At 71.4% G+C, this 24,750-nt stretch carries 21 protein-coding genes and 2 tRNA genes; 15 read left to right on the forward strand and 8 right to left on the reverse strand.

Annotation, left to right across the window (positions count from 1 at the left end; all coding sequences use genetic code 11):
- From dnaA to ACT17Q_RS00055, 11 genes are all read left to right on the forward strand, one after another.
- On the forward strand, window positions 1-1,539 hold the full coding sequence (dnaA, locus tag ACT17Q_RS00005; RefSeq protein WP_444663832.1) for a chromosomal replication initiator protein DnaA: 1,539 nt from the start codon (window positions 1-3) through the stop codon (window positions 1,537-1,539).
- Between the two features lie 689 nt (window positions 1,540-2,228).
- Window positions 2,229-3,359 (forward strand): DNA polymerase III subunit beta, encoded by a 1,131-nt coding sequence (gene dnaN / locus ACT17Q_RS00010; RefSeq protein ID WP_094181437.1) that lies wholly within the window; start codon window positions 2,229-2,231, stop codon window positions 3,357-3,359.
- 136 nt (window positions 3,360-3,495) lie between these two features.
- Entirely contained in the window at window positions 3,496-4,446 is a 951-nt protein-coding gene (gnd, locus tag ACT17Q_RS00015; protein WP_444663834.1) for a phosphogluconate dehydrogenase (NAD(+)-dependent, decarboxylating), read from the forward strand.
- A 36-nt stretch (window positions 4,447-4,482) separates the two neighbouring features.
- Window positions 4,483-5,673 carry a DNA replication/repair protein RecF gene (recF, locus tag ACT17Q_RS00020; protein ID WP_444663836.1) on the forward strand — a complete coding sequence of 397 codons (1,191 nt, stop codon included), beginning with the start codon at window positions 4,483-4,485 and terminating at the stop codon, window positions 5,671-5,673.
- Window positions 5,663-6,211 (forward strand): DUF721 domain-containing protein, encoded by a 549-nt coding sequence (locus tag ACT17Q_RS00025; RefSeq protein WP_444663838.1) that lies wholly within the window; start codon window positions 5,663-5,665, stop codon window positions 6,209-6,211. The genes recF and ACT17Q_RS00025 overlap by 11 nt, the downstream gene beginning before the upstream one ends.
- A 211-nt stretch (window positions 6,212-6,422) precedes the next feature.
- Window positions 6,423-8,453, forward strand: a complete 2,031-nt coding sequence (gene gyrB / locus ACT17Q_RS00030) for a DNA topoisomerase (ATP-hydrolyzing) subunit B (RefSeq protein WP_444663840.1) — start codon at window positions 6,423-6,425, stop codon at window positions 8,451-8,453.
- Window positions 8,454-8,503: 50 nt separating this feature from the next.
- The gene (gyrA, locus tag ACT17Q_RS00035) at window positions 8,504-11,110 is read left to right on the forward strand and encodes a DNA gyrase subunit A (RefSeq protein WP_444663842.1); all 2,607 of its coding nucleotides are present in this window, start codon (window positions 8,504-8,506) and stop codon (window positions 11,108-11,110) included.
- Complete coding sequence (locus ACT17Q_RS00040) at window positions 11,107-12,021, forward strand: DUF3566 domain-containing protein (RefSeq protein WP_444663844.1); 915 nt, start codon at window positions 11,107-11,109, stop codon at window positions 12,019-12,021. The genes gyrA and ACT17Q_RS00040 overlap by 4 nt, the downstream gene beginning before the upstream one ends.
- A 95-nt stretch (window positions 12,022-12,116) precedes the next feature.
- Window positions 12,117-12,190: transfer RNA gene (locus ACT17Q_RS00045), tRNA-Ile, on the forward strand.
- A 22-nt stretch (window positions 12,191-12,212) separates the two neighbouring features.
- Complete coding sequence (locus ACT17Q_RS00050; protein WP_013882073.1) at window positions 12,213-12,332, forward strand: DLW-39 family protein; 120 nt, start codon at window positions 12,213-12,215, stop codon at window positions 12,330-12,332.
- A 27-nt stretch (window positions 12,333-12,359) separates the two neighbouring features.
- A tRNA-Ala gene (locus ACT17Q_RS00055) sits at window positions 12,360-12,432 on the forward strand.
- Between the two features lie 136 nt (window positions 12,433-12,568).
- Here the strand turns inward: ACT17Q_RS00055 and ACT17Q_RS00060 are convergent.
- From ACT17Q_RS00060 to ACT17Q_RS00075, 4 genes are all read right to left on the reverse strand, one after another.
- Window positions 12,569-14,002: a hypothetical protein gene (locus ACT17Q_RS00060; protein ID WP_444663846.1), complete on the reverse strand. Its 1,434-nt coding sequence runs from the start codon at window positions 14,000-14,002 to the stop codon at window positions 12,569-12,571.
- Window positions 13,995-14,531 carry a sigma-70 family RNA polymerase sigma factor gene (locus tag ACT17Q_RS00065; protein ID WP_094181429.1) on the reverse strand — a complete coding sequence of 179 codons (537 nt, stop codon included), beginning with the start codon at window positions 14,529-14,531 and terminating at the stop codon, window positions 13,995-13,997. The genes ACT17Q_RS00060 and ACT17Q_RS00065 overlap by 8 nt, the downstream gene beginning before the upstream one ends.
- A gap of 88 nt (window positions 14,532-14,619) precedes the next feature.
- A complete protein-coding gene (locus ACT17Q_RS00070) occupies window positions 14,620-15,174 on the reverse strand; it encodes a hypothetical protein (RefSeq protein ID WP_141322448.1) in 555 nt (184 codons plus the stop codon).
- A 128-nt stretch (window positions 15,175-15,302) separates the two neighbouring features.
- Entirely contained in the window at window positions 15,303-15,575 is a 273-nt protein-coding gene (locus tag ACT17Q_RS00075) for a GlsB/YeaQ/YmgE family stress response membrane protein (protein ID WP_094181428.1), read from the reverse strand.
- 148 nt (window positions 15,576-15,723) lie between these two features.
- On the opposite strand from ACT17Q_RS00075, the gene ACT17Q_RS00080 reads away from it, so the two are divergent.
- Genes ACT17Q_RS00080 through ACT17Q_RS00090 form a run of 3 tightly spaced genes read left to right on the forward strand, consistent with a single transcriptional unit; the run spans window position 15,724 to window position 18,331 of the window.
- A complete protein-coding gene (locus ACT17Q_RS00080; RefSeq protein ID WP_444665416.1) occupies window positions 15,724-16,647 on the forward strand; it encodes an ABC transporter ATP-binding protein in 924 nt (307 codons plus the stop codon).
- Window positions 16,647-17,510 (forward strand): ABC transporter permease, encoded by an 864-nt coding sequence (locus ACT17Q_RS00085; RefSeq protein ID WP_444663849.1) that lies wholly within the window; start codon window positions 16,647-16,649, stop codon window positions 17,508-17,510. The genes ACT17Q_RS00080 and ACT17Q_RS00085 overlap by 1 nt, the downstream gene beginning before the upstream one ends.
- Window positions 17,507-18,331 carry an ABC transporter permease gene (locus ACT17Q_RS00090; protein WP_444663851.1) on the forward strand — a complete coding sequence of 275 codons (825 nt, stop codon included), beginning with the start codon at window positions 17,507-17,509 and terminating at the stop codon, window positions 18,329-18,331. Before ACT17Q_RS00085 ends, ACT17Q_RS00090 begins: the two co-directional genes overlap by 4 nt.
- 19 nt (window positions 18,332-18,350) lie before the next feature.
- Here the strand turns inward: ACT17Q_RS00090 and ACT17Q_RS00095 are convergent, their stop codons facing one another.
- From ACT17Q_RS00095 to ACT17Q_RS00110, 4 genes are all read right to left on the reverse strand, one after another.
- Window positions 18,351-19,142 (reverse strand): hypothetical protein, encoded by a 792-nt coding sequence (locus tag ACT17Q_RS00095; protein WP_444663853.1) that lies wholly within the window; start codon window positions 19,140-19,142, stop codon window positions 18,351-18,353.
- A gap of 71 nt (window positions 19,143-19,213) precedes the next feature.
- Complete coding sequence (locus tag ACT17Q_RS00100) at window positions 19,214-19,891, reverse strand: GNAT family N-acetyltransferase (protein WP_141322450.1); 678 nt, start codon at window positions 19,889-19,891, stop codon at window positions 19,214-19,216.
- Between the two features lie 139 nt (window positions 19,892-20,030).
- The gene (locus tag ACT17Q_RS00105; protein WP_141321957.1) at window positions 20,031-22,931 is read right to left on the reverse strand and encodes a glycoside hydrolase family 9 protein; all 2,901 of its coding nucleotides are present in this window, start codon (window positions 22,929-22,931) and stop codon (window positions 20,031-20,033) included.
- A gap of 232 nt (window positions 22,932-23,163) precedes the next feature.
- Complete coding sequence (locus ACT17Q_RS00110; protein ID WP_444663855.1) at window positions 23,164-24,111, reverse strand: hypothetical protein; 948 nt, start codon at window positions 24,109-24,111, stop codon at window positions 23,164-23,166.
- A gap of 99 nt (window positions 24,112-24,210) precedes the next feature.
- Between ACT17Q_RS00110 and ACT17Q_RS00115 the strand changes: the two genes are divergently transcribed.
- Complete coding sequence (locus tag ACT17Q_RS00115; RefSeq protein ID WP_094181423.1) at window positions 24,211-24,750, forward strand: peptidylprolyl isomerase; 540 nt, start codon at window positions 24,211-24,213, stop codon at window positions 24,748-24,750.

Below are 24,750 nucleotides of genomic sequence, written 5' to 3' on the forward strand. Positions count from 1 at the left end.
GTGGCACAGGACGAAGAGCTGACTCGAGTCTGGGGTCACGTCGTGACGACGCTCGAGGCCAGCCCGGACATCACGCAGCGCCAGCTCGCGTTCGTCCGCCTCGCGCAGCCGCTCGGCCTGCTGGACGGCACGCTGATCCTCGCGGTCGGCAACGAGTACACCAAGGAGTACCTCGAGACGAAGGTGCGCACCGAGGTGACGGACGCGCTCACGGACGCGCTCGGGCGCGACGGGCGCTTCGCGATCACGGTCGACCCGCAGCTCGTGGACGACGCGCCGCCCGCGGTGCGCGCGATGACCTCGGCGCCGGTGTCGTCGGGCGGATTCACGACGACCGCGCCCGAGCCCGGCCGCTCCGACCACGGTGGACCGGACCTCGACACGGACGTGCACGGCACCGTTCCCCTCGTCGTCGCGGACGCGCACCCGCGCGCGCACGACCTGCCCGACCAGCGCGACCAGCCGCGCCGCGAGGTGCCCTCGACGCGGCGGCAGGCGGCCGAGCCCGCCCGGCTCAACCCGCACTACCTGTTCGAGACCTTCGTCATCGGCTCGTCCAACCGGTTCGCGCACGCCGCGGCGGTCGCGGTGGCGGAGGCGCCCGCCAAGGCGTACAACCCGCTGTTCATCTACGGCGACTCGGGCCTCGGCAAGACCCACCTGCTGCACGCGATCGGGCACTACGCGCAGAACCTCTACCCGAGCGTGCGGGTGCGGTACGTGAACTCGGAGGAGTTCACGAACGACTTCATCAACTCGATCTCGGAGGGCAAGGCGGGGGCGTTCCAGCGCCGCTACCGCGAGGTCGACGTGCTCCTCATCGACGACATCCAGTTCCTGCAGGGCAAGGAACAGACGATGGAGGAGTTCTTCCACACGTTCAACACGCTCCACAACGCGAACAAGCAGGTCGTGATCACGTCAGACCTGCCGCCCAAGCAGCTCAACGGCTTCGAGGACCGGATGCGTTCGCGTTTCGAGTGGGGCCTGATCACCGACGTGCAGCCGCCGGACCTCGAGACCCGCATCGCGATCCTGCGCAAGAAGGCCGGCGGCGACAACATGCAGGCGCCGCCGGACGTGCTGGAGTACATCGCGTCGAAGATCTCGACGAACATCCGTGAGCTCGAGGGTGCGCTCATCCGCGTGACGGCGTTCGCGAGCCTGAACCGCCAGCAGGTCGACCTGTCGCTCGCCGAGATCGTCCTGAAGGACCTCATCACCGACGACCAGACCACGGAGATCACCGCGACCCAGGTGATCGGGCAGACCGCGGCGTACTTCGGCCTGACGATCGACGACCTGTGCGGCTCGTCGCGATCACGCGTGCTCGTGACGGCGCGGCAGATCGCGATGTACCTGTGCCGCGAGCTGACGGACCTCTCGCTGCCGAAGATCGGCCAGGCCTTCGGTGGCCGTGACCACACGACGGTCATGCACGCGAACCGCAAGATCCGCGAGCTGATGGCGGAGCGCCGGTCGATCTACAACCAGGTCACGGAGCTCACGAACCGCATCAAGCAGCAGAGCCGCAGCTGACGCGGTCCCACCTGGTGCGACGCCGGTCACACCGCTCCGTCCCCATGGTTTTCCACAGGCTGGGACGGGCGTCTGTGGATGATGTGCAGAACATCACACGGTCGACCGCCGAGCGGTATGCCCGGTTCGCGCACACGGTCCTGACCTGCGCGTTTGCGCTCAACGAGAGATCCCACCTTCCGTCGACGCCGAAGATCGGGACAGAGTCGGACATCTCGGGACCCACGGGCCCACACCTTCATCCCCAGATGGAGACATGCATGGGACGAATACACACACCTGTGCACAGTCCTGTGGACAACGGTGGACGACGGGCCGTGCGATGTGGACGGCGGACGGCGGACCGGTGGACACGGAATGACGAGAGTCTGGCCGTCCACGTCCGCCCACAGCCGGCGCCTCGTCGTCCACACCCCACCTGCACACGGCCCACCGCCGCCCGACCTGCGACGACACCGGGTTGTCCACACCGTGCACAAGGGCGATGACGACGACGACAGGTTCCTATGACGATGATCCACACACCTTCGCTGCGAGCAGGACTGCGCACGACGAGGGCACGACGAGGGCACGGACGCGCCGTGAAGGCCCACGGCGAATGACACGAACGGCGGGACTCCCCGCGTCGGACCACTCGCGTAGTGTTCGCGTGACGACTGAGCAGTGAGAACGACGAGAGGTTGTGATCCATGAGGTTCCGGGTCGAGCGGGACGTTCTCGCCGAGGCCGTCACCTGGACGGCGCGCAGCTTGCCGACCCGTCCTCCGGTGCCGGTCCTGGCGGGCGTGCGCATCGAGGCCGACGCGACCGGTGTCATCCAGCTCTCGAGCTTCGACTACGAGGTCTCCGCACGGTCGCAGATCCCCGCCGACGTCTCGGAGCCCGGGACGGTGCTGGTCTCGGGTCGTCTGCTCGCGGAGATCTCGCGCGCGCTGCCCGACAAGCCGGTCGACGTGACGCTCGACGGCACGAAGGTCGTCGTGACGTGCGGGGCGAGCCGCTTCACGCTCCTGACGATGCCGGTCGAGGACTACCCGAACCTCCCGGTGATGCCGCCGGTGACGGGCACCGTCGACGGCGACGCGCTGACGCACGCCGTCGCGCAGGTCTCGGTCGCCGCGAGCCGCGACGACACGCTCCCCCTGCTCACGGGCGTGCGCGTGGAGATCGAGGGCGAGAAGGTCACGCTGCTCGCGACCGACCGCTACCGCCTGGCGCTGCGTGAGCTCACGTGGCACCCGGCCGCGCCGGACATCTCGACCGTCGCGCTCGTGCGGGCGCGCACGCTCAACGACGCCGCGAAGTCGCTCGGCAGCGCGGGTGCGGTCACGGTGAGCCTGTCGACGGGTGCGGGCGTGGACCTCATCGGCTTCGAGGCCGGCGGGCGCCAGAGCACGAGCCTGCTGGTGGACGGCGACTACCCGCCGGTGCGTCGTCTGTTCCCCGACGAGACGCCGATCCACGCGGTCGTCGCGACGTCGCCGCTGGTCGAGGCGGCCAAGCGTGTCGCGCTCGTCGCGGAGCGCAACACCCCGATCCGGCTGACGTTCTCGCAGGGCCAGGTGGTGCTCGACGCGGGTCAGGGTGACGACGCGCAGGCGTCCGAGGCGCTCGAGGCGACGCTCGAGGGTGACGACATCTCGGTCGCGTTCAACCCGCAGTTCCTGGCCGACGGCCTGGGCGCGCTGGACACGCCGTTCGTGCGGATGTCGTTCACGCACCCGAACAAGCCGGTCGAGTTCACGGGTCAGGGCTCGCTCGAGGGCGAGGACGACAAGACGTACCGCTACCTGCTGGTGCCCATCCGCTTCGCGAGCTGAGCGGGGCCTGCGCCCCGAGATCGTCGGACGTCCGGTCCGACGCGCACCCGCGCGCGAGGGCGGGCACAGTGGGCCTGGTGCGGTCCGGGAGTGAGGGCGCGGGCCACCGCGGCGGAGCGAGGGAAGGACGACCGTCATGAAAATCGGTCTGGTCGGGCTGGGCAAGATGGGCGCGAACATGCGCGAGCGCATCCGTCGGTCCGGGATCGAGGTCGTCGGGTACGACCGCAACGCCGACGTCACGGACGTGCCGTCGCTGGAGGCGCTCGTCGACGCGCTGCCCGCAGGTGAGCGCATCGTGTGGGTCATGGTGCCGTCGGGCGCGATCACGGACGGGGTGGTCACGGAGCTCGCGGGGCTGCTGACCGCGGGTGACCTGGTGATCGACGGTGGGAACTCGTACTACCAGGACGACGAGCCGCACGCGGCCCTGCTGCGTGAGCACGGGATCGGCTTCGTCGACGCGGGGGTCTCGGGCGGTGTCTGGGGCCTGGAGAACGGGTACGGCCTGATGGTCGGGGGTGACGCGGAGCTCGTGCAGCGCGCCATGCCGGTCTTCGACGCGCTGCGGCCGCAGGGTGACCGGGCGGACGGGTTCGTGCACGCCGGGACGGTGGGTGCGGGTCACTACTCGAAGATGGTGCACAACGGCATCGAGTACGGCCTGATGCAGGCGTACGCGGAGGGTTACGAGCTGCTCGCGGCGAAGGACCTGGTCACGGACGTGCACGGGACGATGCGCGCCTGGACGCAGGGCACGGTCGTGCGCTCGTGGCTGCTGGAGCTGCTGGTGCGCGCGCTCGAGCAGGACCCGGGCCTCGCGGCGATCGACGACTGGGTCGAGGACTCGGGTGAGGGCCGGTGGACGGTCGACGAGGCGATCGACCTCGCGGTGCCGGCGCCGGTGATCTCGGCGGCGCTGTTCGCGCGGTTCGCGTCGCGCCAGGGCGAGTCCCCGGCGATGAAGGCGGTCGCCGCGCTGCGTCAGCAGTTCGGCGGGCACGCGGTCAAGCCGGCGGGGACCACCGGGCCGGTGCGCAGCGACAGCACCCCGGCGCCCGGGGCGGCCGTCCCGCCGTCCGCCTGACCGCGCACTCCCCCGGCCCCCGGACGAGACCACACGATGCACGTCGCCCACCTGCAGCTGACCGACTTCCGGTCCTACGCGCACGCGGACGTCGAGCTCGACCCCGGCATCACGGCGTTCGTCGGCCCGAACGGCCAGGGCAAGACGAACCTCGTGGAGGCGATCGGGTACGTGGCGACGCTCGCCAGCCACCGGGTCCCGACGGATGCGGCGCTCATCCGTGCGGGTCAGCAGCGCGCGGTTGTCGGCGCGAAGGTGGTGCGCGAGCTCGAGCCGGGGCGGCCGCGCGCGACGGTGGTCGAGGTCGAGATCACCGCGGGCAAGGCGAACCGTGCGCGGGTCAACGGCGGCAGTCCGGTGCGGGCGCGTGACGTGCTCGGCATCCTGCACACGGTGCTGTTCGCGCCCGAGGACCTGGCGCTGGTCAAGGGCGACCCGGACGGCCGGCGCCGGTTCCTCGACGCGCTGCTCGTGCAGCTCGCGCCGCGCACGGCCGCGACGGTGGCGGACTACGAGCGTGTGCTGCGGCAGCGCTCGGCGCTGCTGAAGTCGGCGGGCGCCGCGGCGCGGTCGCGCCAGGGCGGTGCGGACCTGCGCACGCTCGACGTGTGGGACGGCAAGCTCGCGCAGCTGGGTGCGCAGATCGTCGTGGAGCGTCGAAGGCTGGTGGCCGAGCTCGCGCCGCACGTGGCGGACGCGTACGAGCAGGTCAGCGCGGGGCAGGGGGATGCACGGATCGCGTACAAGGCGTCGCTCGACGGCGCGCTGGACCAGGCGGCGGCCGCGCCGAGCACGGACGCGGCGCCGGTCGAGCTCGTCGAGGCGCAGCTCCTGGAGGCGATGGGACGCCTGCGGCCCAAGGAGATCGAGCGCGGTGTGTGCCTCGTCGGGCCGCACCGTGACGACCTGGTCCTCACGTTGGCGGACCTGCCGGCGAAGGGGTACGCGAGCCACGGCGAGTCGTGGTCGTTCGCGCTCGCGCTGCGGCTCGCGTCGTGGCGCGTGCTCACGGCGGGCGGGCCGCAGGGTGGGCCGGACGACGAGCCGGTGCTCATCCTGGACGACGTGTTCGCCGAGCTCGACGCCCGCCGCCGTGAGCGGCTCGCGGAGCTCGTCGCGCCCGCGCGGCAGGTGCTCATCACGGCGGCCGTCGCGGCGGACGTGCCGCAGCCGCTGGCCGGCGGGCGGGTCGACGTCATGGCGGGCGAGGTGTCGCGTGTCATCTGACCAGGCAGGGAGGCCGGCGGGCACGCGTGCGCTGCGTGAGCTCGTGGAGCTCACCCCTGAGCGGCAGGTCGCGGCGGCGGCGCTGGGCCGCGCGAAGGAGAGCGCCCGTCGGCGCGGCCTGCGCCCCGGTGATGCGGCGCGTGTGCGTCGTGAGGTGCAGCTCGGGGACGCGCGTCCGGGCGGTCGGGACCCGCGGACGGTCGGCGAGGCGCTGGACCAGCTGATCGGGCAGCTCGCGTGGTCGCCGGGTGTCACGGCGGGCACGATCCAGGCGCGGTGGTCGCAGATCCTCGGCGACGAGGTCGCGTCGCACACGCAGTACGTGTCGTTCGACGGCGGCGTGCTGACGATGCGGGCGGACTCGACGGCGTGGGCGACCAACCTGCGCTGGGCGGTGCCGACGATGCTGCGTATGCTCGCGGAGGCGGTCGGCGAGGGTGTCGTCGTCGAGATCGAGGTCCAGGGACCGGGCGGCCCGGGGTTCGGCCGGGGTCCGCGCAGCGTCAAGGGCAGGGGCGTGCGGGACACGTACGGGTGAGCGTGCGCACGCGGTCGTCGGACCTTCACGGAACCCGCCGCCCGAGGACGGGCCGTTCAGCGGGGTCAGGGCCCCTGGTGCGGGTAGACTTCTAGGGTCATTCCTGGCGCCCTGGTGCCCGGAACTCCAACGTCACGGAGTGATCTGCCCTCCTCGCGGTCGGGCGGCCCGCTCCGGCGCGTTTCGCAGATCTCGAGGAGCACCCCCGCCCGTGGCCGAGCAGCCCAGCCCCAAGCCCGAGTCCGGCGGCAGCTACGACGCCGACGCGATCACCGTCCTCGAAGGGCTGGAGGCGGTCCGCAAGCGCCCCGGCATGTACATCGGGTCGACGGGTGAGCGCGGACTGCACCACCTCGTCTACGAGGTCGTCGACAACTCGGTCGACGAGGCCCTCGCCGGCTACTGCGACCACATCGAGGTGACGCTGCTGGCGGACGGCGGCGTGCGCGTCGTCGACAACGGCCGTGGCATCCCCGTCGCGATCCACCCGACCGAGGGCAAGCCGACGCTCGAGGTCGTCATGACGATCCTGCACGCGGGCGGCAAGTTCGGCGGCGGCGGCTACGCCGTGTCGGGCGGTCTGCACGGCGTCGGCGTGTCCGTGGTGAACGCGCTGTCGAAGCGCGTGGAGTCGGTCGTCCGGCGTGACGGCTTCACGTGGGAGATGGACTTCGAGAACGGTGGCCACCCCGTGGGCGGCATCCGCAAGGGTGAGCCGACGCAGGAGACGGGCACCCAGCAGACGTTCTGGGCGGACGACACGATCTTCGAGACGGTCGAGTACGACTTCGAGACGCTGCGCAGCCGGTTCCAGCAGATGGCGTTCCTGAACAAGGGCCTGCAGATCACGCTGACCGACGAGCGTCCGCAGCACCTGGGCACCGAGGACGAGGTCGCGGGTGAGCCGGACGCGCCCGACGCCGACGACAAGCCGGCCGCGCGCACGGTCACGTACCGGTACGACGACGGCCTGCTCGACTACGTCAAGCACCTGAACTCGGCGAAGAAGGTCGAGCTCGTGCACCCCGACGTCATCGACTTCGAGTCGGAGGACACGGACAAGCGCATCTCGGTGGAGATCGCGATGCAGTGGACCACGGCCTACTCGGAGTCGGTCCACACGTACGCGAACACGATCTCGACGACCGAGGGCGGCACGCACGAGGAGGGCTTCCGTGCGGCGATGACCGGTCTGATCAACCGGTATGCGCGGGACAAGAACCTGCTCAAGGACAAGGACGAGAACCTCACCGGTGACGACATCCGCGAGGGCCTGACGGCGGTCATCTCGGTCAAGCTCGGCGAGCCGCAGTTCGAGGGCCAGACGAAGACGAAGCTCGGCAACACCGAGGCGAAGACGTTCGTGCAGCGTGTGGTCACCGACCAGCTCGGCGACTGGCTCGACTCGCACCCGAACGAGGCGCGCGACGTGATCCGCAAGTCGATCCAGGCGTCGGCCGCGCGCATGGCGGCGCGCAAGGCGCGGGAGGCGACGCGGCGCAAGGGCCTGCTCGAGTCGGGCGGCATGCCCGGCAAGCTCAAGGACTGCCAGTCGAACCGGCCCGAGGAGTGCGAGGTCTTCATCGTCGAGGGCGACTCGGCCGGCGGCTCGGCGGTGCGTGGACGCAACCCGCGCACGCAGGCGATCCTGCCGATCCGAGGCAAGATCCTCAACGTCGAGCGCGCGCGCCTCGACCGTGCGCTCAGCAACCTCGAGGTGCAGGCGCTGATCACCGCGTTCGGCACGGGCATCGGCGAGGACTTCGACCTCGCCAAGCTGCGGTACCACAAGATCGTCCTCATGGCCGACGCCGACGTGGACGGCCAGCACATCCGCACGCTGCTGCTCACGCTGCTGTTCCGGTACATGCCGGACCTCATCAAGAACGGCCACGTGTACATGGCGCAGCCGCCGCTGTACCGGATCAAGTGGTCCAACGCGGAGCACGACTACGTGTACTCGGACCGCGAGCGGGACGCGTTCATCGTCGAGGGTCAGGCCGCGGGCAAGCGGCTGCCCAAGGAGAACTCGATCCAGCGGTACAAGGGTCTGGGCGAGATGGACTACTCGGAGCTGTGGGAGACGACCATGTCGCCCGAGCGCCGCACGCTCCTGCAGGTCACGCTCGACGAGGCCGCGGCGGCCGACGAGATCTTCTCGGTCCTCATGGGCGAGGACGTCGAGGCACGCCGCTCGTTCATCCAGCGCAACGCCAAGGACGTGCGGTTCCTGGACATCTAGTCGACGACGAGCAGCGCGCACCGCACGACACGAACTGACGAAGGACTGACGTGACCGACATCCCGAACGACGACGGCATCGAGCACGGCCGGATCGACCAGGTCGACCTGCAGCTCGAGATGCAGCGGTCGTACCTGGACTACGCGATGGCGGTCATCGTCGGGCGTGCGCTGCCCGACGTGCGCGACGGCCTCAAGCCGGTGCACCGTCGCGTGCTGTACGCGATGTACGACGGCGGCTACCGCCCGGACCGCCAGTTCTCGAAGTGCAGCCGCGTCGTCGGCGACGTCATGGGCAAGTACCACCCGCACGGTGACAGCGCGATCTACGACGCGCTCGTCCGCCTGGTGCAGGACTGGTCGCTGCGCTACCCGCTGGTCGCGGGCCAGGGGAACTTCGGCTCGCCCGGTGACGACCCGGCGGCCGCGCCCCGGTACACCGAGTGCAAGATGGCCCCGCTCGCCATGGAGATGGTGCGGGACATCGACGAGGACACGGTCGAGTTCGGCGACAACTACGACGGCCGCACGCAGGAGCCGCAGGTCCTGCCGAGCCGCTTCCCGAACCTGCTGGTCAACGGCTCGGCGGGCATCGCGGTGGGCATGGCGACGAACATCCCGCCGCACAACCTGCGCGAGGTCGCCGCGGGCGTGCAGTGGCACCTGGAGCACCCGGACGCGAGCCGCGAGGAGCTGCTCGAGGCGCTCATGCAGCGCATCAAGGGCCCGGACTTCCCGACGGCGGCGACGATCCTGGGCCGCAAGGGCATCGAGGAGGCGTACCGGACGGGCCGCGGCTCGATCACGATGCGCGCGGTCGTCGAGGTCGAGGAGATCCAGGGCCGGATCTGCCTGGTCGTGACGGAGCTGCCGTACCAGGTGAACCCGGACGCGCTCGCGAAGAAGATCGCGGACCTGGTGCGCGAGAACCGCGTCGGCGGGATCGCGGACATCCGCGACGAGACGTCGGGCCGCACGGGCCAGCGCCTGGTCATCGTGCTCAAGCGCGACGCGGTCGCGAAGGTCGTGCTGAACAACCTGTACAAGCACACGCAGCTGCAGGACACGTTCGGCGCGAACATGCTGGCGCTCGTCGACGGCGTGCCCCGCACGCTCAGCATCGACGCGTTCGTGCGGCACTGGGTGACGCACCAGATCGACGTCATCCGCCGGCGCACCGCGTACCGCCTGCGCAAGGCGGAGGAGCAGATCCACATCTACCGCGGCTACCTCAAGGCGCTCGACGCGCTCGACGAGGTCATCGCGCTGATCCGCCGCTCCCCCGACGCCGACGAGGCCCGCACGGGCCTCATGGAGCTGCTGGACGTCGACGAGGTCCAGGCGAACGCGATCCTCAACCTGCAGCTGCGCCGACTGGCCGCGCTGCAGCGCCAGGAGATCCTGGACCGCTACGCGGTCCTCGAGGCGGAGATCGCCGAGTACAACGCGATCCTCGCCTCGGAGCAGCGCCAGCGCGACATCGTCTCGACCGAGCTCGCGGAGATCGTCGACAAGTACGGCGACGAGCGCCGCACGCAGATCCTGCCGTTCGACGGCGAGGTCTCCGTGGAGGACCTCATCGCCGAGGAGGAGATGGTCGTCACCATCACGCGCGGCGGGTACGCGAAGCGCACGCGCAGCGACAACTACCGGGCGCAGCGACGCGGCGGCAAGGGGGTGCGCGGCGCGCAGCTGCGCGAGGACGACATCGTCGACCACTTCTTCGTCACGACGACGCACCACTGGCTGCTGTTCTTCACGAACCTCGGCCGCGTGTACCGCGCCAAGGCCTACGAGCTGCCGGAGGGCGGCCGGGACGCGAAGGGCCAGCACGTCGCGAACCTGCTGGCGTTCCAGCCCGACGAGAAGATCGCCCAGGTCCTCGCGCTGCGCGACTACGAGCAGGCCGAGTACCTGGTGCTCGCCACCAAGCGCGGCCTGGTGAAGAAGACCCGCCTGACGGACTACGACTCGAACCGGACCGGCGGTGTCATCGCGATCAACCTGCGTGAGGACGACGAGGGCCGGCCGGACGAGCTCGTCTCGGCACGCCTGGTCGACTCCGACCAGGACATGATCCTGGTCTCGCGCCAGGGCCAGTCGATCCGCTTCACGGCCGACGACGAGCAGCTGCGCCCCATGGGCCGCGCGACGAGCGGCGTCACGGGCATGAAGTTCCGCGGCGACGACGAGCTGCTGGCCGCGGACGTCGTCCGGGAGGACGCGTTCCTGTTCACGGTGACGGAGGGCGGAATCGCCAAGCGCACCGCGCTGTCGGTCGACAACTACCGTCAGCAGGGCCGCAACGGCTTCGGCATCCGGGTCGCGAACCTGCCCGAGCAGAACGGCGACCTCGTCGGCGCGCTCGTCGTCGACGCGAACGACGAGGTCCTGGTCATCATGGAGCGCGGCAAGGTGGTGCGTTCCGCGGTCGCGGAGGTGCACGCCACGGGCCGCACGACGCAGGGCGTCATCTTCGCGAAGCCCGACTCGGGTGACCGGATCATCGCGGTCGCACGCAACACCGAGCGCCAGGAGCAGGACGATGCCGGTACCGTGGTCGGCGAGAGCGACGCGTCCGGCGTCGCCACCGACCCTGACCCGGCGGCTGACGCGAGCGCGAGCGACGCGCCCGAGACGCCCACGGAGGACGCATGACGGACCCCCCTCCCCCCTCGATCCCGCCCCGCAACCGTCCCGGCCAGGCGTCGTCGGCGCGTACGGTGGCGTCGCCCGGCGGCCGGGACTCGAGCGGGAACGGGCCGTCGAACGGCACGGCGGTCCGGCCGGACCCCGTGCCTTCTCCCCCGCGGGACGACGAGCACGCGGCACCGGACCACGCCGGCCCGGACCGTGCCACGCCGGATCCCGTGCGTGCCGAGCAGACGACCGCGGCGACGACGAGCGCGAGCTCGTCGGGCACGTCGCCGCAGGACCCGCCCACCCCGCTCATGGCGGCCGTGGACAAGACCTCCGCCTGGCTCAAGAAGGCGGCCGGCGCCACCAGCGCCAAGATCTCCACGGCTACCCGGCCCCGGAACGAGGACCTCGCCATGACGACCACCCCCACGGCGCCGCCGGCGTCCGCGGGCGCGACCGGCACCAACCCGCCGTCGGTCCCGCCGCGCACGTCCACCACCGCCCCCTCGTCGGGCACGGGTGCGCGCCCGGCGACCGGCCGGATCCCGACGGTCGCGGCCGCGGGCGGTCCGCGCCGCGTGCGGCTCGCGATCTCCCGGATCGACCCGTGGTCGGTCATGAAGCTGTCGTTCCTGCTGTCCGTGGCGTTCGGCATCCTGCTCGTCGTCGCCGTCGCGGTCGTCTGGTACACGCTCAACGGCCTGCACGTGTTCACGAACATCAACGACCTGGTCACCCAGGTCACGGGCACCGAGTCCAACGTCGACGTGCTGCAGTACGTCGAGTTCAAGCGCGTGATCTCCGGCGCGACGCTCGTGGCCGTGGTCGACGTGTTCCTGCTGACCGCGCTCGCCACGATCGGCGCGTTCCTCTACAACATCGTCGCGGCGCTCGTCGGCGGGCTGCATGTGACCATGACGGACGAGTGACCTCACGAGGCACCCCGGCGTGGCCGTCGCCGGTTTGGGCGGCGGGGCAGCGCTGGGGTAGTCTCATCCGGCGCGCTGCGCTTGCCGCGTGCGACGGGCCTATAGCTCAGACGGTTAGAGCGCTTCCCTGATAAGGAAGAGGTCACAGGTTCAAGTCCTGTTAGGCCCACTCCCGACCACGTGGGGGACCGATGAAGAAGCTCCTGCTCCTGGCGGCCCTGGCCGCCGTCGGATACGTCGTGTACCAGAAGGTCGCCCAGGACCGCGACGAGCGGGACCTGTGGTCGGAGGTCACCGACACGTTCGAGTGACCGACCCCTCGGCCCCTGGCCGAGCCGGGGGCCATGGCGCAATTGGTAGCGCACCTGCTTTGCAAGCAGGGGGTTAGGGGTTCGAGTCCCCTTGGCTCCACCCAGCATGTCGCCGGCAGTCCGGCGGCCGACCTCATCCACCGCCGACCGCGGACGTCCGTGCGCGGTCGGCGTGCCGGGGTGACGACGAAGGGTCCCCGACCACGTGCGGTCGGGGACCCTTCGTGCGTCCGCGGTCAGTCCGCCCACTCCACGAGCGTCCAGACCTCCTGGTCGTCGGTCGCGTCGACGACGCCCGTGCGCGTCGCCCAGGCGCGTGGGGCCTCGGCGCGTCGCAGCACGTCGTGGGCGACGTCGTAGTGCATCAGCGCCTCCTGCTCCCCCTCGGTCGTGCTCGTCGTCCAGCCCACGTGGTCGGCGTCGGCGCCGATTCCCCACCTGATGTCTGCGCCGGGGAGCGAGATCCGGCCCAGCGTGGGTTCGTCGAGGCCGAGGACGTACAGGTCGCTCTCGTGGTCGAACGCGAGGAAGCCGTCACCCAGCGCCACCTCGGCGCCGCCGTTGGCGACGACCGGCCGCAGGTGGCCGTCCTCGAGGAGCCCCACCACGAACCCCTCCACCTCGGGATCGATCATCTGCACGGCGAGACGGCCGAACCCGCCGGCGACGAGCGTGGCGCCGACCGCCTCGACGCGGATCTCGCCCGTGCCGTCGATCGCACGGGAGACGACGACCGTGTCGGTCTCGTCCGGGGTGTCGCCCGGCTGCAGGTCGGGCCGGACCGTCGACCAGTAGACGCGGCCGTCGAGGATCGCGACCGTCGAGTCGGGCACCGTCTCGTCGAGCGCGGGGTCGAGGAAGTCCTCGGAGCGTGCGACGAGGTGCAGGTCGCTGCCGTCCTCGCGGGCCGCGAACACCCGCCACCGGCCGATCCACCAGTCGTGACCGGTACTCTCGAGCCAGGCGACCCAGCCGTCCGCGACGGTGAGCGGCCCGACCATGCGGAGCTCGTCCTCGTCCACGATCGTCATGGTGCTGGTCCAGGGCCGGAACGTCGACCCGTCCCACGTGCCCACGTCGCTGCCCGGGTAGGGGTTGTCCTCGTCGCTGTCCTGGTACCGCGACGCGACGTACACGCCCTCGGTGGAGGTCGCAGCCACGTTTCTCGGACGGTCGGCGAACCCGGGCACCTGGGCGCGGAAGTCGTCGGTGCCGGCGGCGACCGGTCCGGACGCGGCGAGCTCGACGGCGTCGAGGACGGACCCGTCGGGGCCGTAGACCTGCAGTGCGGTGCCCGCGGTCGCGAGGACGGACGCCGGGTCGGCCGTCGGGACGGTGCGCGCGCCCGGGTCTGGGGTGCCGGACGGGGTCGGTGCCTGGGTCGGGGTCGGCATGGTCGGGATGGGTGCGGGGCTCGTCGTCTCGTGCGGCGTGCCGGTCTGTGCCGGGTTCGGCTGCGGCTCGTCGCTGCCTGCCAGCGCGTACGCACCGACCGCGACGAGCCCGACGGCAGCCGCGGACGACACCGAGGTGGTAGCGGTCCGCACGACCCGGCGCCGGCGCGTGCGGCGTCGGACGTCGGTCAGCAGGTCCTCGAGGTCCAGCACCCGGGTCAGGGCGTCCTCGTCGGCGTCGAGCGCCTCGTTCACCACAGCGTCCAGCTCACGCATCGCGCACCTCCTTCATCCGCACGACGACGTGCTCGTCGTCGCCGGCCGTGGTCCCGAGCAGCGCGTTGAGCGCCTGGAGCCCGTCGGCCGTGTACCTCTTGACCGCTCCCTCGCTGAGACCCAGGGCCTCGGCGGTCGAGCGCAGGGACATGTCCTCCACGTGGCGCAGGACGACGCACGCACGCTCGCGCGCCGGGAGGGTGGCGAGCGCGTCGACGAGCTCACGCGCGACGCCCGTGGGCTCGAGCTCGACCGGTCGGACCGGTCGGGAGCCGACGACACGCAGTGCCCGCCGCTCGGAGTCGCGGCGTCGTACGGCGTCGATGTACCGAGACGTGACCGCTCGTCGTACATAGGCCTCGGCCTCGGCGACGGTCGCGAACCGCGCGCGCCCGGAGAACGTCGCGACGAGCGCGTCCTGCAGCACGTCCTGCGCGTCCGCGCGGTTGCCGGTCAGCAGCGTCGCGTGCGCGAGCAGCCGTGGGTAGCGCTCACGCACCACCCGGTCGAGCATCTGTTGCCATGCCACGGGTCCTGTCCCCCTCTGTCGGTCCGACCTGTCGCGCACAGAACGGAGCCGGGCGGGATTCGGTTGGGCGGACCGGTCGGTGGGGAGGTCAGTCGCCTGCTCGCCGGGCGCGCTCGGTGATCTCGGCCAGGACCCGGTCGGTGTAGACGGGTGCGGGCTCGGGGCGCTCGGGGCCGTGCTCGAGCGTGGTCCACTGCCAGTAGGGCGTGACGGACGCGCGTCGGCCCTCGGTGTGCAGGCGCAGGTCGAGGAGCATCGCGTAGCGGTAGCCGAACCGCTGCTGCAGGGCCAGGGCGGTCTCGATGCCGGGGCCCTCGTGGGCGTCCGACGCCGAGTCGACGGCGACGTGCACGAGCAGGAGGTTGTGCTCGGGACCGAGCATGCCGCGGTGGTGGACGATCAGGTTGGGCACGTGGCCGTCGTACTGCACCGACTGCTCGAGGACCATGCCGGAGCGGTCGTACTCGGAGTCGACGTCCCAGGAGCGGTCGACGGTCTGGCGCAGGTACCAGCCGAGGTGGAACGCGATGGTCCGCTCGCTCGGTCGGCTCGTCCCGGTCGTCGGGGTGAACAGCGTCCACTCCTCGACGAGCGTGTTCGTCAGCGCGATGCGCACACGGGACTGCAGGTCGGCCAGGATCATGGCTGGACGCTACAGGCGTCCGGAGCCGGCGGGCAGGGCCCAAGGGCTCCCACCCGCCGGCTCCGGGACGTGCACGTCGTCGGGGGGACGACGACGCGGCGGTGCGTGTCCGACGCGAGAGCGTCGGGTCAGAGCAGGGCGCGGCGGCGCCGGCTGCCGGACACGGCGCTGACGAACAGCACTGCGAGGCCGATCTGGAGGGCGAGCTCGATCCAGTCGACGCCGGGGGTCTCCTTGACGCCGATGAGGGAGGCGAGGAACGTGCCGACGAGTGCGGCGACGATCCCGACGAGGATCGTGCCGAGCACGCCGATGCGCTGCCGGCCGCGGGCGAAGAGCCGTCCGAGGACGCCGATGATGGCGCCGATGATGATCGCGCTGATGATGCCGGTGATGGTCATGTCGAACTCCTTGACATCGAGGGGTTCTGGCAGGTAATGGACCATACGGGCGATATGTGCGGTCCGCACGGAGAGAGCGGAGCCGAAAGGGTTCGGCAGGTGTCGGTGCGCGCGGCTACCGTGGCCGACTGTGACCGCACCGAGCTCCCTGCCCCCCGTCATCTCCGCGCGCGGGCTGACCAAGCGGTTCGGGGAGTTCTCGGCCGTCGACGGCATCGACTTCGAGGTCCCGCCGGGGGAGTCCTTCGGGCTGCTCGGGCCGAACGGCGCGGGCAAGTCGACGACGATGCGGATGATCGGGGCGGTGTCGCAACGCACCGCCGGCGAGCTGCGGGTCGTCGGGCTGGACCCGGACACGCACGGGCCGGAGATCCGCTCGCAGCTCGGCGTGGTGCCGCAGGAGGACAACCTCGACACCGAGCTGCGCGTGCGGGACAACCTCATCGTCTACGGGCGGTACTTCGGCATCTCGCGCGCTGAGTGCGCGCGCCGGGCCGACGAGCTGCTGACGTTCGCCCAGCTCGAGGACAAGGCCAAGGCGCGGGTCGACGACCTCTCCGGCGGGATGAAGCGACGTCTGACGATCGCGCGGGCCCTGATCAACGAGCCGCGCATCCTCATGCTCGACGAGCCGACGACGGGCCTCGACCCGCAGGCGCGGCACGTGCTGTGGGACCGGCTGTTCCGGCTCAAGGAGCGCGGCACCACTCTGGTGCTCACCACGCACTACATGGACGAGGCCGAGCAGCTGTGCGACCGGCTGATCGTGGTGGACCACGGCCGGATCATGGCCGAGGGCTCGCCGTCGGCGCTGATCCGCCAGTACTCGACGCGCGAGGTGGTGGAGCTGCGGTTCGGCTCCGACCGCAACGCGTCGGCTGCCGATCAGCTCGCGCACCTGGTAGACCGGCACGAGGTACTTCCGGACCGGGTGCTCTTGTACACCGACGACGGTGAGGCTCTCCTCGAGCGCGTCACGCACCTCGGGCTGCACCCGACCACGAGCCTCGTGCGGCGGTCCTCGCTCGAGGACGTGTTCCTGCGCCTGACCGGGCGGAGCCTGGTCGAGTGATGAGCGCGACGACGACGAGCGCCGACGCGGGCGCGCAGCAGATGGTCGCCGCGGCACGGGCCGGTGCGGTCCGGCCGCGCCGGTTCGGCGCGTGGTACATCGCGGAGCACCAGCTCAAGCAGATGCGCTCCTACGGCTGGACCGTGGTGATGACGGGCATCGGCAGCCCGCTGCTCTACCTGCTGGGCATCGGCCTCGGCCTCGCGGCGTTCCTGGACGTGCCGGTCGCGAGCGGCCCGGACGGCCCGATCGACTACCTGTGGTTCGTCGCGCCCGCGCTGCTCGCGACCGCCGCGGTCTCGGTGACGACCGAGGAGTTCACGTACACCGTCATGGGCGGCTTCCGGTGGCGCCGCGTGTTCTGGGGCATGAACGCCTCGCCGGTGTCGCCGCAGCAGATCTGCACGGGCCTGGTCATCGCGGTGACGCTGCGCATGGTGTTCGTCTCGGCCGCCTACTACCTGCTCATCGTCGCGTTCGGCGCGGTAGGGGACCCGCTCGCGGGCGCGCTCATGGTGCCGGTGGGCGTGCTCGCCGGCCTGGCCTTCGGGCTGCCGCTGCTCGCGTTCTCCGCGAGCCTGAAGGAGGACAAGGGCCAGTTCGCGATGGTCCAGCGGTTCGTCTTCACGCCGTTGTTCCTGTTCAGCGGCACGTTCTACCCGCTCGACACGCTCCCGGTCGGCCTGCAGTGGGTCGGGTGGGTCTCGCCCATCTGGCACGCGAGCGAACTCGGCCGCTTCGCGTCGTACGGCCCGGGGCCGGGTGCGTGGCCGTGGGCCGCGCACGTCGCGGTGCTGCTCGTGCTGGCCACGGTCGGCTGGTTCGTGGCGCGACGCGTGTTCACAGGGAGGTTGCGCGGATGACGACCACCACCGTCCCCACCGACGAGCGGCGTGCCGGCAGCGTGCGCGCGCTGTACGCCGGCAACGTGCGCGCGGTCGTCGAGCGCGCGCTGTCGGCCACGAAGGCGAGCAACTGGACCGTCGTCGTCTCGGGCTTCTTCGAGCCCGTGTTCTACCTGCTCGCGATGGGCTGGGGTCTCGGCTCGTTCATCGGCGGCGTCACGCTGGGCACGGGGGAGCAGGTGCCGTACGCGGCGTACATCGCCCCCGCGCTGCTCGCGGTGTCCGCGATGAACGGCGCGATCTACGACTCGACGTGGAATGTCTTCTTCAAGATGCACTTCGGCAAGCTGTACGACGCGATGCTCGCCACGTCGATCGGCCCGCTGGACGTCGCGCTGGGGGAGATCGTGTACGCCCTGCTGCGCGGCGGGGTCTACGCGGTCGGGTTCATGACCGTCATGCAGGTGCTCGGGCTCAACCTGTCGTGGACCGCGGTGCTCGCGATCCCCGCGGTCCTGCTGATCGCGTTCGGTTTCGCGTCGTTGGGCATGGCCGTCACGAGCTACATGAAGACCTTCCAGCAGATGGACTGGATCAACTTCGTGATGCTGCCGATGTTCCTGTTCTCGGCGACGTTCTACCCGCTGTCGGTCTACGCCGAGCCCATCCAGTGGCTCATCAAGGCGCTGCCGCTGTGGCACGCGGTCGAGCTGGTTCGCGGCCTCACCACGGGTGCGCTGCACGTCGGCATGCTCGTGCACGTGGGGTACTTCGCGGCGATGATCGCGGTCGGCGTCGCGTTCACGACGAGCCGGCTGCGCGCGCTGTTCCTGTCCTGACCGGGGCAGGGCCGACCGCTCAGGACGCGCGTCCCAGGAAGTACATCGCGACCACGCCGAGCACCACGGCGGCGACGAGCGGGACCGAGCTCAGCCACAGCCAGCGGTGCTGCGGGGTGCCGTGCTCGGCGAGCCACACGGGGTCCTCGGGAACGCGCGCGGCGCGGACGATGCCGAGCGTCGTCGCACCCAGGAACAGGACGCAGCCGACGACGAGCGCGACAGGCGCCCGCACCGTGAACGCCGCCGCGGTGAGCAGGAGCGTCGGGAGCACGACGAGCAGCACGGCGACGACCATCGCGACGACCAGCGCAGAGACCAGCACAGAGACCAGCAGCGGGCGCGCGCGGGACCGCACCACCGCGCGCAGCACACGCTCGCCGTGCCGCAGGAGCAGCGCCGTCGCGCCGGTCGCCAGGAGCGCCGAGCACAGCATCCCCCAGGTCAGCACGGCGTCCTCGCCGCGACCGAGCGCGGACGCGCCCTCGAACAGCACGATCACGCCGACGATCTGCGCCGCGCTCTGCAGCACGTCGACGCCCCGGGCGTCCTGCCCGTCACCGGGCTCCACCGGCAGCGCGAGCGAGCGCGCGTAGTCGACGGGGTCGCCGAAGGCCGCCGCGGCGTCCTCACCGGTCGCGACGACGTGCACCTCCACGTCGGACAGCACGCGGGCGATGTCGGTGCCGTCGACGCCGAGCACCCTCAGCTCGACCAGCACGTCCTGGGCCCACTGCGGGTCGACGTGCGGCGCGAGCGCCCGCTCGACCGCGAACCGGCGCGCGCCCCGCGCGTGGTCGGTCCTCGCCAACTCCTCACCCCCCTCGGTGGTGCGTCCCTCGCGCGGGACGCACCACGACCCCAGCCTGGCCGAACCCGCCGTCAGCGGGAAGAGCCCTCGGCCTCGTCGAGCCCGAGGAACGTCCGCAGCGCGGGCACGCCGTGCAGCACGACGTCGGGCCGCTGCTCCGGCCCGCGGGCCGCCCAGACCGCGCGATGCATGACGTAGCGCAGCGACCGCGCGGGCGCGCCCTCGCGCGCGACGAGCGACTCGCCGTTGGCCTCGTAGCCGAGCCTGCGGGTGACGCCGTTCGACGGGCCGTTGTCCGCGAACGCGGACGTCGTCGCACGCTCGGCGTCGAGGCCCTCGAACAGCAGGTGCAGGATCGCCAGCCGCATGCGCGTCCCCACGCCGCGGCCGTGGTGCCGCAGGCCGAGCCACGAGCCGGTCTCGGCCTCGCGCGTGACCGCGAAGTCCTGCGCGTACAGACCCTGGATGCCGAGCACCTCGCCGTCGCGCAGCACCGCGAGCTCGAGCGACCACTTCTCGCGCGAGAACGACCCGCGCAGCCCCCACTGGTGCTGCAGGATCGAGCGCCGCACCTCCTCGGGGGTGCCGCGGGTCCAGGAGCGCGTGAACGGCATCGTCGCGGGGTCGTGGATCCCCTCGCCGCCGAGCGCGGCGAGCCGGGTGAGCAGCTCGTCGTCCAGGTACCGCAGCTCCAGGTCGCCGCACTGCACGCGCACGCCCGCGGGGGGCCACATCTCGACGAGGTCCATCGCCCCACCCAACCGACCCCGGCACCCCGGCGGCAAGAGCATTCTGGCCCGCCCACCTGCGCCCGGACGGGTCGGCGCCGGACACGGCGAGGGCCGGCACCCGTGGTGGGGTGCCGGCCCTCGCCGGTGCGGTGCAGCGTCAGCTGCAGGCCGTGCCGTTGACGGTGAACGTCGTCGGGCTCGGGTTCTGGCCGTTGTGCGTGCCCTGGAAGCCGATCTCGGTGCTCGCGCCCGGGGCCAGCGTCGCGTTCCACGACTGCCCGGTCGCGGTCACGGTCGTCCCCGACTGCGCCCACGTCGCGCTCCAGCCGCTGGACAGCTTCTGGCCCGCGGTCAGGTCGAACGCGAGCGACCACGTCAGGGGCGACGTGCCGGTGTTCGCGACCTTGATCGAGGCGGTGAAGCCGGTGTTCCAGCTGTTGGGCGTGTACGTGACCTTGCACGTGCCCGGGGGCGTCGTCGTCTCCTCGAGCGTCCGGAACGTGACGGCCGTGGAGGCGGCGGACGTGTTGCCCGCGGCGTCGACCGCGCGCACCGCGTACGAGTACGAGGTGTCGGGCGTCAGCCCCGTGAGCGTGAACGACGGCGTGGTGGGCGAGCCGACGAGCGTGCTCGTCGTGCCGGACACCCGCAGCACCTCGTACTTCGCGACGCCGGAGCCGGCGTCGGTCGACGCGGCCCAGGTGAGCAGCGCGCCGGTCGTCGTGACCGCGGTCGCCGCGGGCGTGCCCGGGACGGTCGGTGCGGTCGTGTCGGCCGGAGCGGTCGTCGTCGTGAACGTGACCGACGGCGACGACGCCGAGACGTTGCCCGCGGCGTCACGCGCCTTGACGGAGTACGTGTACGCCGTGCCCGCGGTCAGACCCGTGAGCGACGTCGTCGCGGCCGTCGGGGAGGCGACGAGCGTGCTCGTCGTGCCCTGGACGCGGTAGACGTCGTAGCCCACGACGCCCGTGTCGTCGCTCGACGCGGGCCAGGTGAGCGTCGCGCTGGTCGACGTCACGGCCGAGGCGACCGGCAGGCCGGGCGCCGTGGGTGCCGTGGTGTCGTCCGGCACCTGGGTGCCCGTGGGCTCGGTGCCCCAGATGAGCGTGGTGCCGTCGTACATCGTGATGTTCTTCGTCTTGGCGAGGCCCGTCTGGGTCAGGCCGGTGAACGACGGGTCGTCGGTCGCGTCCCACCCGGCCGGGCCGGTGAGGCGGAACTGGATCTCGCGGCGGTGCTGCGACTGGCCGCCCGGGTGGATGTTCTGGCCGACGCACGACAGCTCGACGTACGCCAGGTCGCCGCCCGCGGAGACGCCCTTGCCGGACTGCGGACCGCACTCGGAGTAGTTGGCCGCGAGCGTCACGTCGGACGCGGCGAAGCCGTCGGTGCGGAACCAGTAGCGCAGCTTGCCGTTCTCGAGCGACCGCGCCGGGAACGCCGACTGGTTGCGGATCATGGCCTTGACCTCGGTGAACGTGCTCCCGGGGGCCTGGTTGAGCTGCGCCTCGACGAAGATCTCGTCACCGTCGGGCGTCTCGGCCACGGGGAAGTTCGTCAGCGCCGTGCCGCCGTACCGGTCCACCAGGTAGGCGAGCGCCGAGGTGAAGCCGGCGTTGTAGTCGGTCGCGACCTCGTTGGCGACGTAGTCCTGCCGGTCGTCCTTGTACGCGTCGTTGGCTGCGGACGGGCCGCCGACGAGCGCGCCGTACAGCACGTGCCGCGAGGCGGCGGGCGTCGTGATCGAGTCGAGCCACGAGCCGTGCGCGGTGCGGTGGTGCGGCATCGTCGGCGGGTTGGTGCCGAAGCCCACGACGTACGACGACTTGCGCGGGTTGTCGCCCAGCGCGTAGTTGATCTGCTTGACGCCGAAGTCCTGGTAGCGGGCCTTGCGCGTCGAGTCGGTGATCCAGTCGGAGTAGACGAGCGCGACGAACGAGGTGTTCGCGGCGTACCGCAGCGCGCCCCACGAGTCGAGCACGGCCATGCCGCCCGGCGAGTAGGCGATCCGCTGCCCCTCGGCGCCGACGGTCCAGTAGTCGAGCCAGCGGTTCGCGTCGTCGACGTACTTCTGCTTGCCGGTCTCCATGGCGAGCAGCGCGTACGTCGCGAACTGCTTGTTGTCCCACGCGACGGTCCACTTGAAGGACTTCGTCGTCGACTGGTTCTCGGTGCCGAGCTTGTCGTACTCGGCCTCCGCCTTGGCGAGGTACGTCGCGTCACCCGTGGCCTTGTACAGCCAGTACGCGCCCCAGACGAGCTCGTCCTGGTAGCCCGACCACGACTTGTAGTACGCCTGCGCGTCCTTGACGCAGTCGGAGTACGCGCCGCGGTACGTGTCCGCGAACGAGTACAGCTGCTTGGCGTGCGTGACGAGCGTCGCCGCGTACGACGGGTCGGAGTCCGCGAAGACGAGCGACGACGACGCCATCGCGGCGGCCGTCTCGGCCGCGGCGTCGGAGCCCGGGCAGGACGCGGTGATCTTGTACGCCGGGCGGGCCATCGTCATGACCTCGGCCGGGCCCCACCACTTGTGGTCGGCCTCGCCGCCGCCCACCTGCACGTACAGCTCGTTGGGCTTGGTGTGGGCCTTGATGAAGTAGTCGTTGACCCACTTCAGGTTGCCCTTGAGCTCGTCGAGCTGACCCGACTTGGTGTAGCCGGCGGGGGACTCGACGGCGCCCCACGCGAGCATCGTGGTCGTGAAGGCCATGGGGAAGCCGAACTTCACGTGGTCACCCGCGTCGTACCAGCCGCCCGTGAGGTCGACGCCGACGTCGGAGCCGTCCGACATGCCGGAGTCGCCGCGCCAGGAGACGGGGTAGTTCGCCGGCAGGTCGCCGGACGCCTGGGCCTGGTAGAAGAACATCGACTTCTGCAGGGCCTCCGCGTAGTTGTACGCGGGGGCGGCGCTCGCGGACGTCGCCAGGGGGACGACGAGCGCGCTCGCCGCGACGGCGAGGCTCAGACCGGCGGCGAGGCGGGTGCGCCCGCGGCCGCGGTGGGTGCCGGTGACCCGGCGGGATGGATAGGGGGACTGGGTTCGGCGACGCATGGCTCCTCTTCCCGACGCGCGGACACTGGCGGTCGCGGCCGAGACGTCGCCCCGGTGCGACACGCCAGGCGAATCGTCGGATCGGGGGACGAACCACCACAACGAACTAAACGATTCATCGCCGAGCGTCCCCCGCACGCGCGACGAGGCCCGGCGCACCGTGACGGTGGCCGGGCCCCGAGGAGTCGTGCGTCGGGCTCGTGCGTCAGGCTCGAGCCTCAGCGGGTGCGGCTCACACCTCGCCGCCGGCGGGCTCGTCGGTCGTCGGCTTCTTCGGTGCCGCGCGCCGCGTCGCCTTGCGCGCCGTGCCGGCCGCAGCGTCCTTGGCCTCGCCGAGCTTCTCGCCCAGCTCCTCCTTGGCCTCGGAGAGCTTCTCCCCGAGCTCCTCCTTGGCCTCGGAGAGCTTCTCCCCGAGCTCCTCCTTGGCCTCGGCGATGCTGTGGCCGGCCTTGCTCGCGGCGTCGCGGCCCTTGGCGACGGCCGCACCGGCCGCCTCGCCCAGCGCGTCCGCGGCGTCACCCGCGGCGTCGGCCGTGCGCTCGCGGAGCGTGTCGCCGTGCGCGGCGGGCGCACTCGACGAGCCGAGCGCGTCGGTCGGCTCCCACGGCTCGGCCCACGGGTCGGTGGTGTCCTGCGACCGCTTCCACGCGGCGAACGCGGCACCGAGCCCGACGAGGCCCAGGAGCGTCCAGAACACCTTCGCCCCGGTGTGCTTCTTCTCCTTCTTGGCCGCCGCGGCGGCCGCAGCGCTCGCGACGCCGGCCGCGGCCTTCGCCGACGCGGCGTCGACCGCCTTCTCCGCGGCCGCGCCCGCCCGCTCGGCGGCGTCGTTGACGGCCTGCACGAGCCGCGGCAGGACCTCGTCCACGAGCTTGTCGTGCGCGGTGTCGATGGCCGGGGAGACCTTCTCCGCGGCCTGCTCGACCTTGGGTGCCGCGGCCTTCACGCTCTCCTTGTACAGGTGGTCGACGCGCGGCAGCAGCCAGTCGACGAAGGCCTCGACGCGCGGCGCGGTCCACTCCTTGGCGAGGACGGCCGCGTCCGCGGCCTTCGACGCCGCCGTCGAGCTCGCGTCCTTGAGCGTGCCCGCCGCGGCCTTGGCCTGGTCGGCTGCCAGACCTGCCTGCTTCTTGAGCTGCTCGGTGTCGACCTCGATGTTGGGCCGGCTCTTCAAAGGCATGTCCACTCCCCACGGGTCCGGGTGCTGACCTCCCACTCTGCCACCGCGAGGGCGCGCGTGCAGCGGACCGGCGACGAGTGCCGTGCCAGACTTGGCCGCATGTTCGCGACCCTGCACACGACGGCCGGTGACATCCGGATCGAGCTCTACCCCAACCACGCACCCACGACCGTGGCGAACTTCGTCGGCCTGGCGAAGGGCACCAAGGAGTGGACGGACCCGGCGACGGGTGCCAAGCGCACCGACTCCCTCTACGCGGGAACGGTGTTCCACCGCGTCATCGAGGGCTTCATGATCCAGGGCGGTGACCCGCTCGGCACGGGCCGCGGCGGCCCGGGCTACAACTTCGACGACGAGATCCACCCGGAGCTCGGCTTCTCCGAGCCCTACCTGCTGGCCATGGCGAACGCCGGCAAGCGACTCGACCCGGTCACGGGCAAGGTGGGCGGCACCAACGGCTCGCAGTTCTTCATCTCGGTGGCCCCGACCACGTGGCTCAACGGCAAGCACACGATCTTCGGCAAGGTCGCCGACGACGCGAGCCGCGCCGTGGTCGACGCGATCGCGACGAGCCCCACGCGTCCCGGTGACCGCCCGGTGCAGGACGTCGTGATCGAGTCGGTCGAGATCGAGGACTGA

This window comes from Cellulomonas sp. CW35, from assembly GCF_052378485.1.
Classification (GTDB): Bacteria; Actinomycetota; Actinomycetes; order Actinomycetales; family Cellulomonadaceae; genus Cellulomonas; species Cellulomonas uda.

Excerpts from the sequence above, each read along its gene's own strand:
- ACT17Q_RS00070 (WP_141322448.1), bottom strand. The coding sequence starts at position 15,174 with ATGATCCTGGCCGACCTGCAGTCCCGTGTGCGCATCGCGCTGACGAAC.
- ACT17Q_RS00100 (WP_141322450.1), bottom strand. The coding sequence starts at position 19,891 with ATGGACCTCGTCGAGATGTGGCCCCCCGCGGGCGTGCGCGTGCAGTGC.
- ACT17Q_RS00040 (WP_444663844.1), top strand. The coding sequence starts at position 11,107 with ATGACGGACCCCCCTCCCCCCTCGATCCCGCCCCGCAACCGTCCCGGC.
- gnd (WP_444663834.1), top strand. The coding sequence starts at position 3,496 with ATGAAAATCGGTCTGGTCGGGCTGGGCAAGATGGGCGCGAACATGCGC.
- ACT17Q_RS00105 (WP_141321957.1), bottom strand. The coding sequence starts at position 22,931 with ATGCGTCGCCGAACCCAGTCCCCCTATCCATCCCGCCGGGTCACCGGC.
- ACT17Q_RS00110 (WP_444663855.1), bottom strand. The coding sequence starts at position 24,111 with ATGCCTTTGAAGAGCCGGCCCAACATCGAGGTCGACACCGAGCAGCTC.
- ACT17Q_RS00060 (WP_444663846.1), bottom strand. The coding sequence starts at position 14,002 with ATGCGTGAGCTGGACGCTGTGGTGAACGAGGCGCTCGACGCCGACGAG.
- ACT17Q_RS00085 (WP_444663849.1), top strand. The coding sequence starts at position 16,647 with ATGAGCGCGACGACGACGAGCGCCGACGCGGGCGCGCAGCAGATGGTC.
- ACT17Q_RS00090 (WP_444663851.1), top strand. The coding sequence starts at position 17,507 with ATGACGACCACCACCGTCCCCACCGACGAGCGGCGTGCCGGCAGCGTG.
- ACT17Q_RS00050 (WP_013882073.1), top strand. The coding sequence starts at position 12,213 with ATGAAGAAGCTCCTGCTCCTGGCGGCCCTGGCCGCCGTCGGATACGTC.
- recF (WP_444663836.1), top strand. The coding sequence starts at position 4,483 with ATGCACGTCGCCCACCTGCAGCTGACCGACTTCCGGTCCTACGCGCAC.
- ACT17Q_RS00115 (WP_094181423.1), top strand. The coding sequence starts at position 24,211 with ATGTTCGCGACCCTGCACACGACGGCCGGTGACATCCGGATCGAGCTC.
- dnaN (WP_094181437.1), top strand. The coding sequence starts at position 2,229 with ATGAGGTTCCGGGTCGAGCGGGACGTTCTCGCCGAGGCCGTCACCTGG.
- ACT17Q_RS00075 (WP_094181428.1), bottom strand. The coding sequence starts at position 15,575 with ATGACCATCACCGGCATCATCAGCGCGATCATCATCGGCGCCATCATC.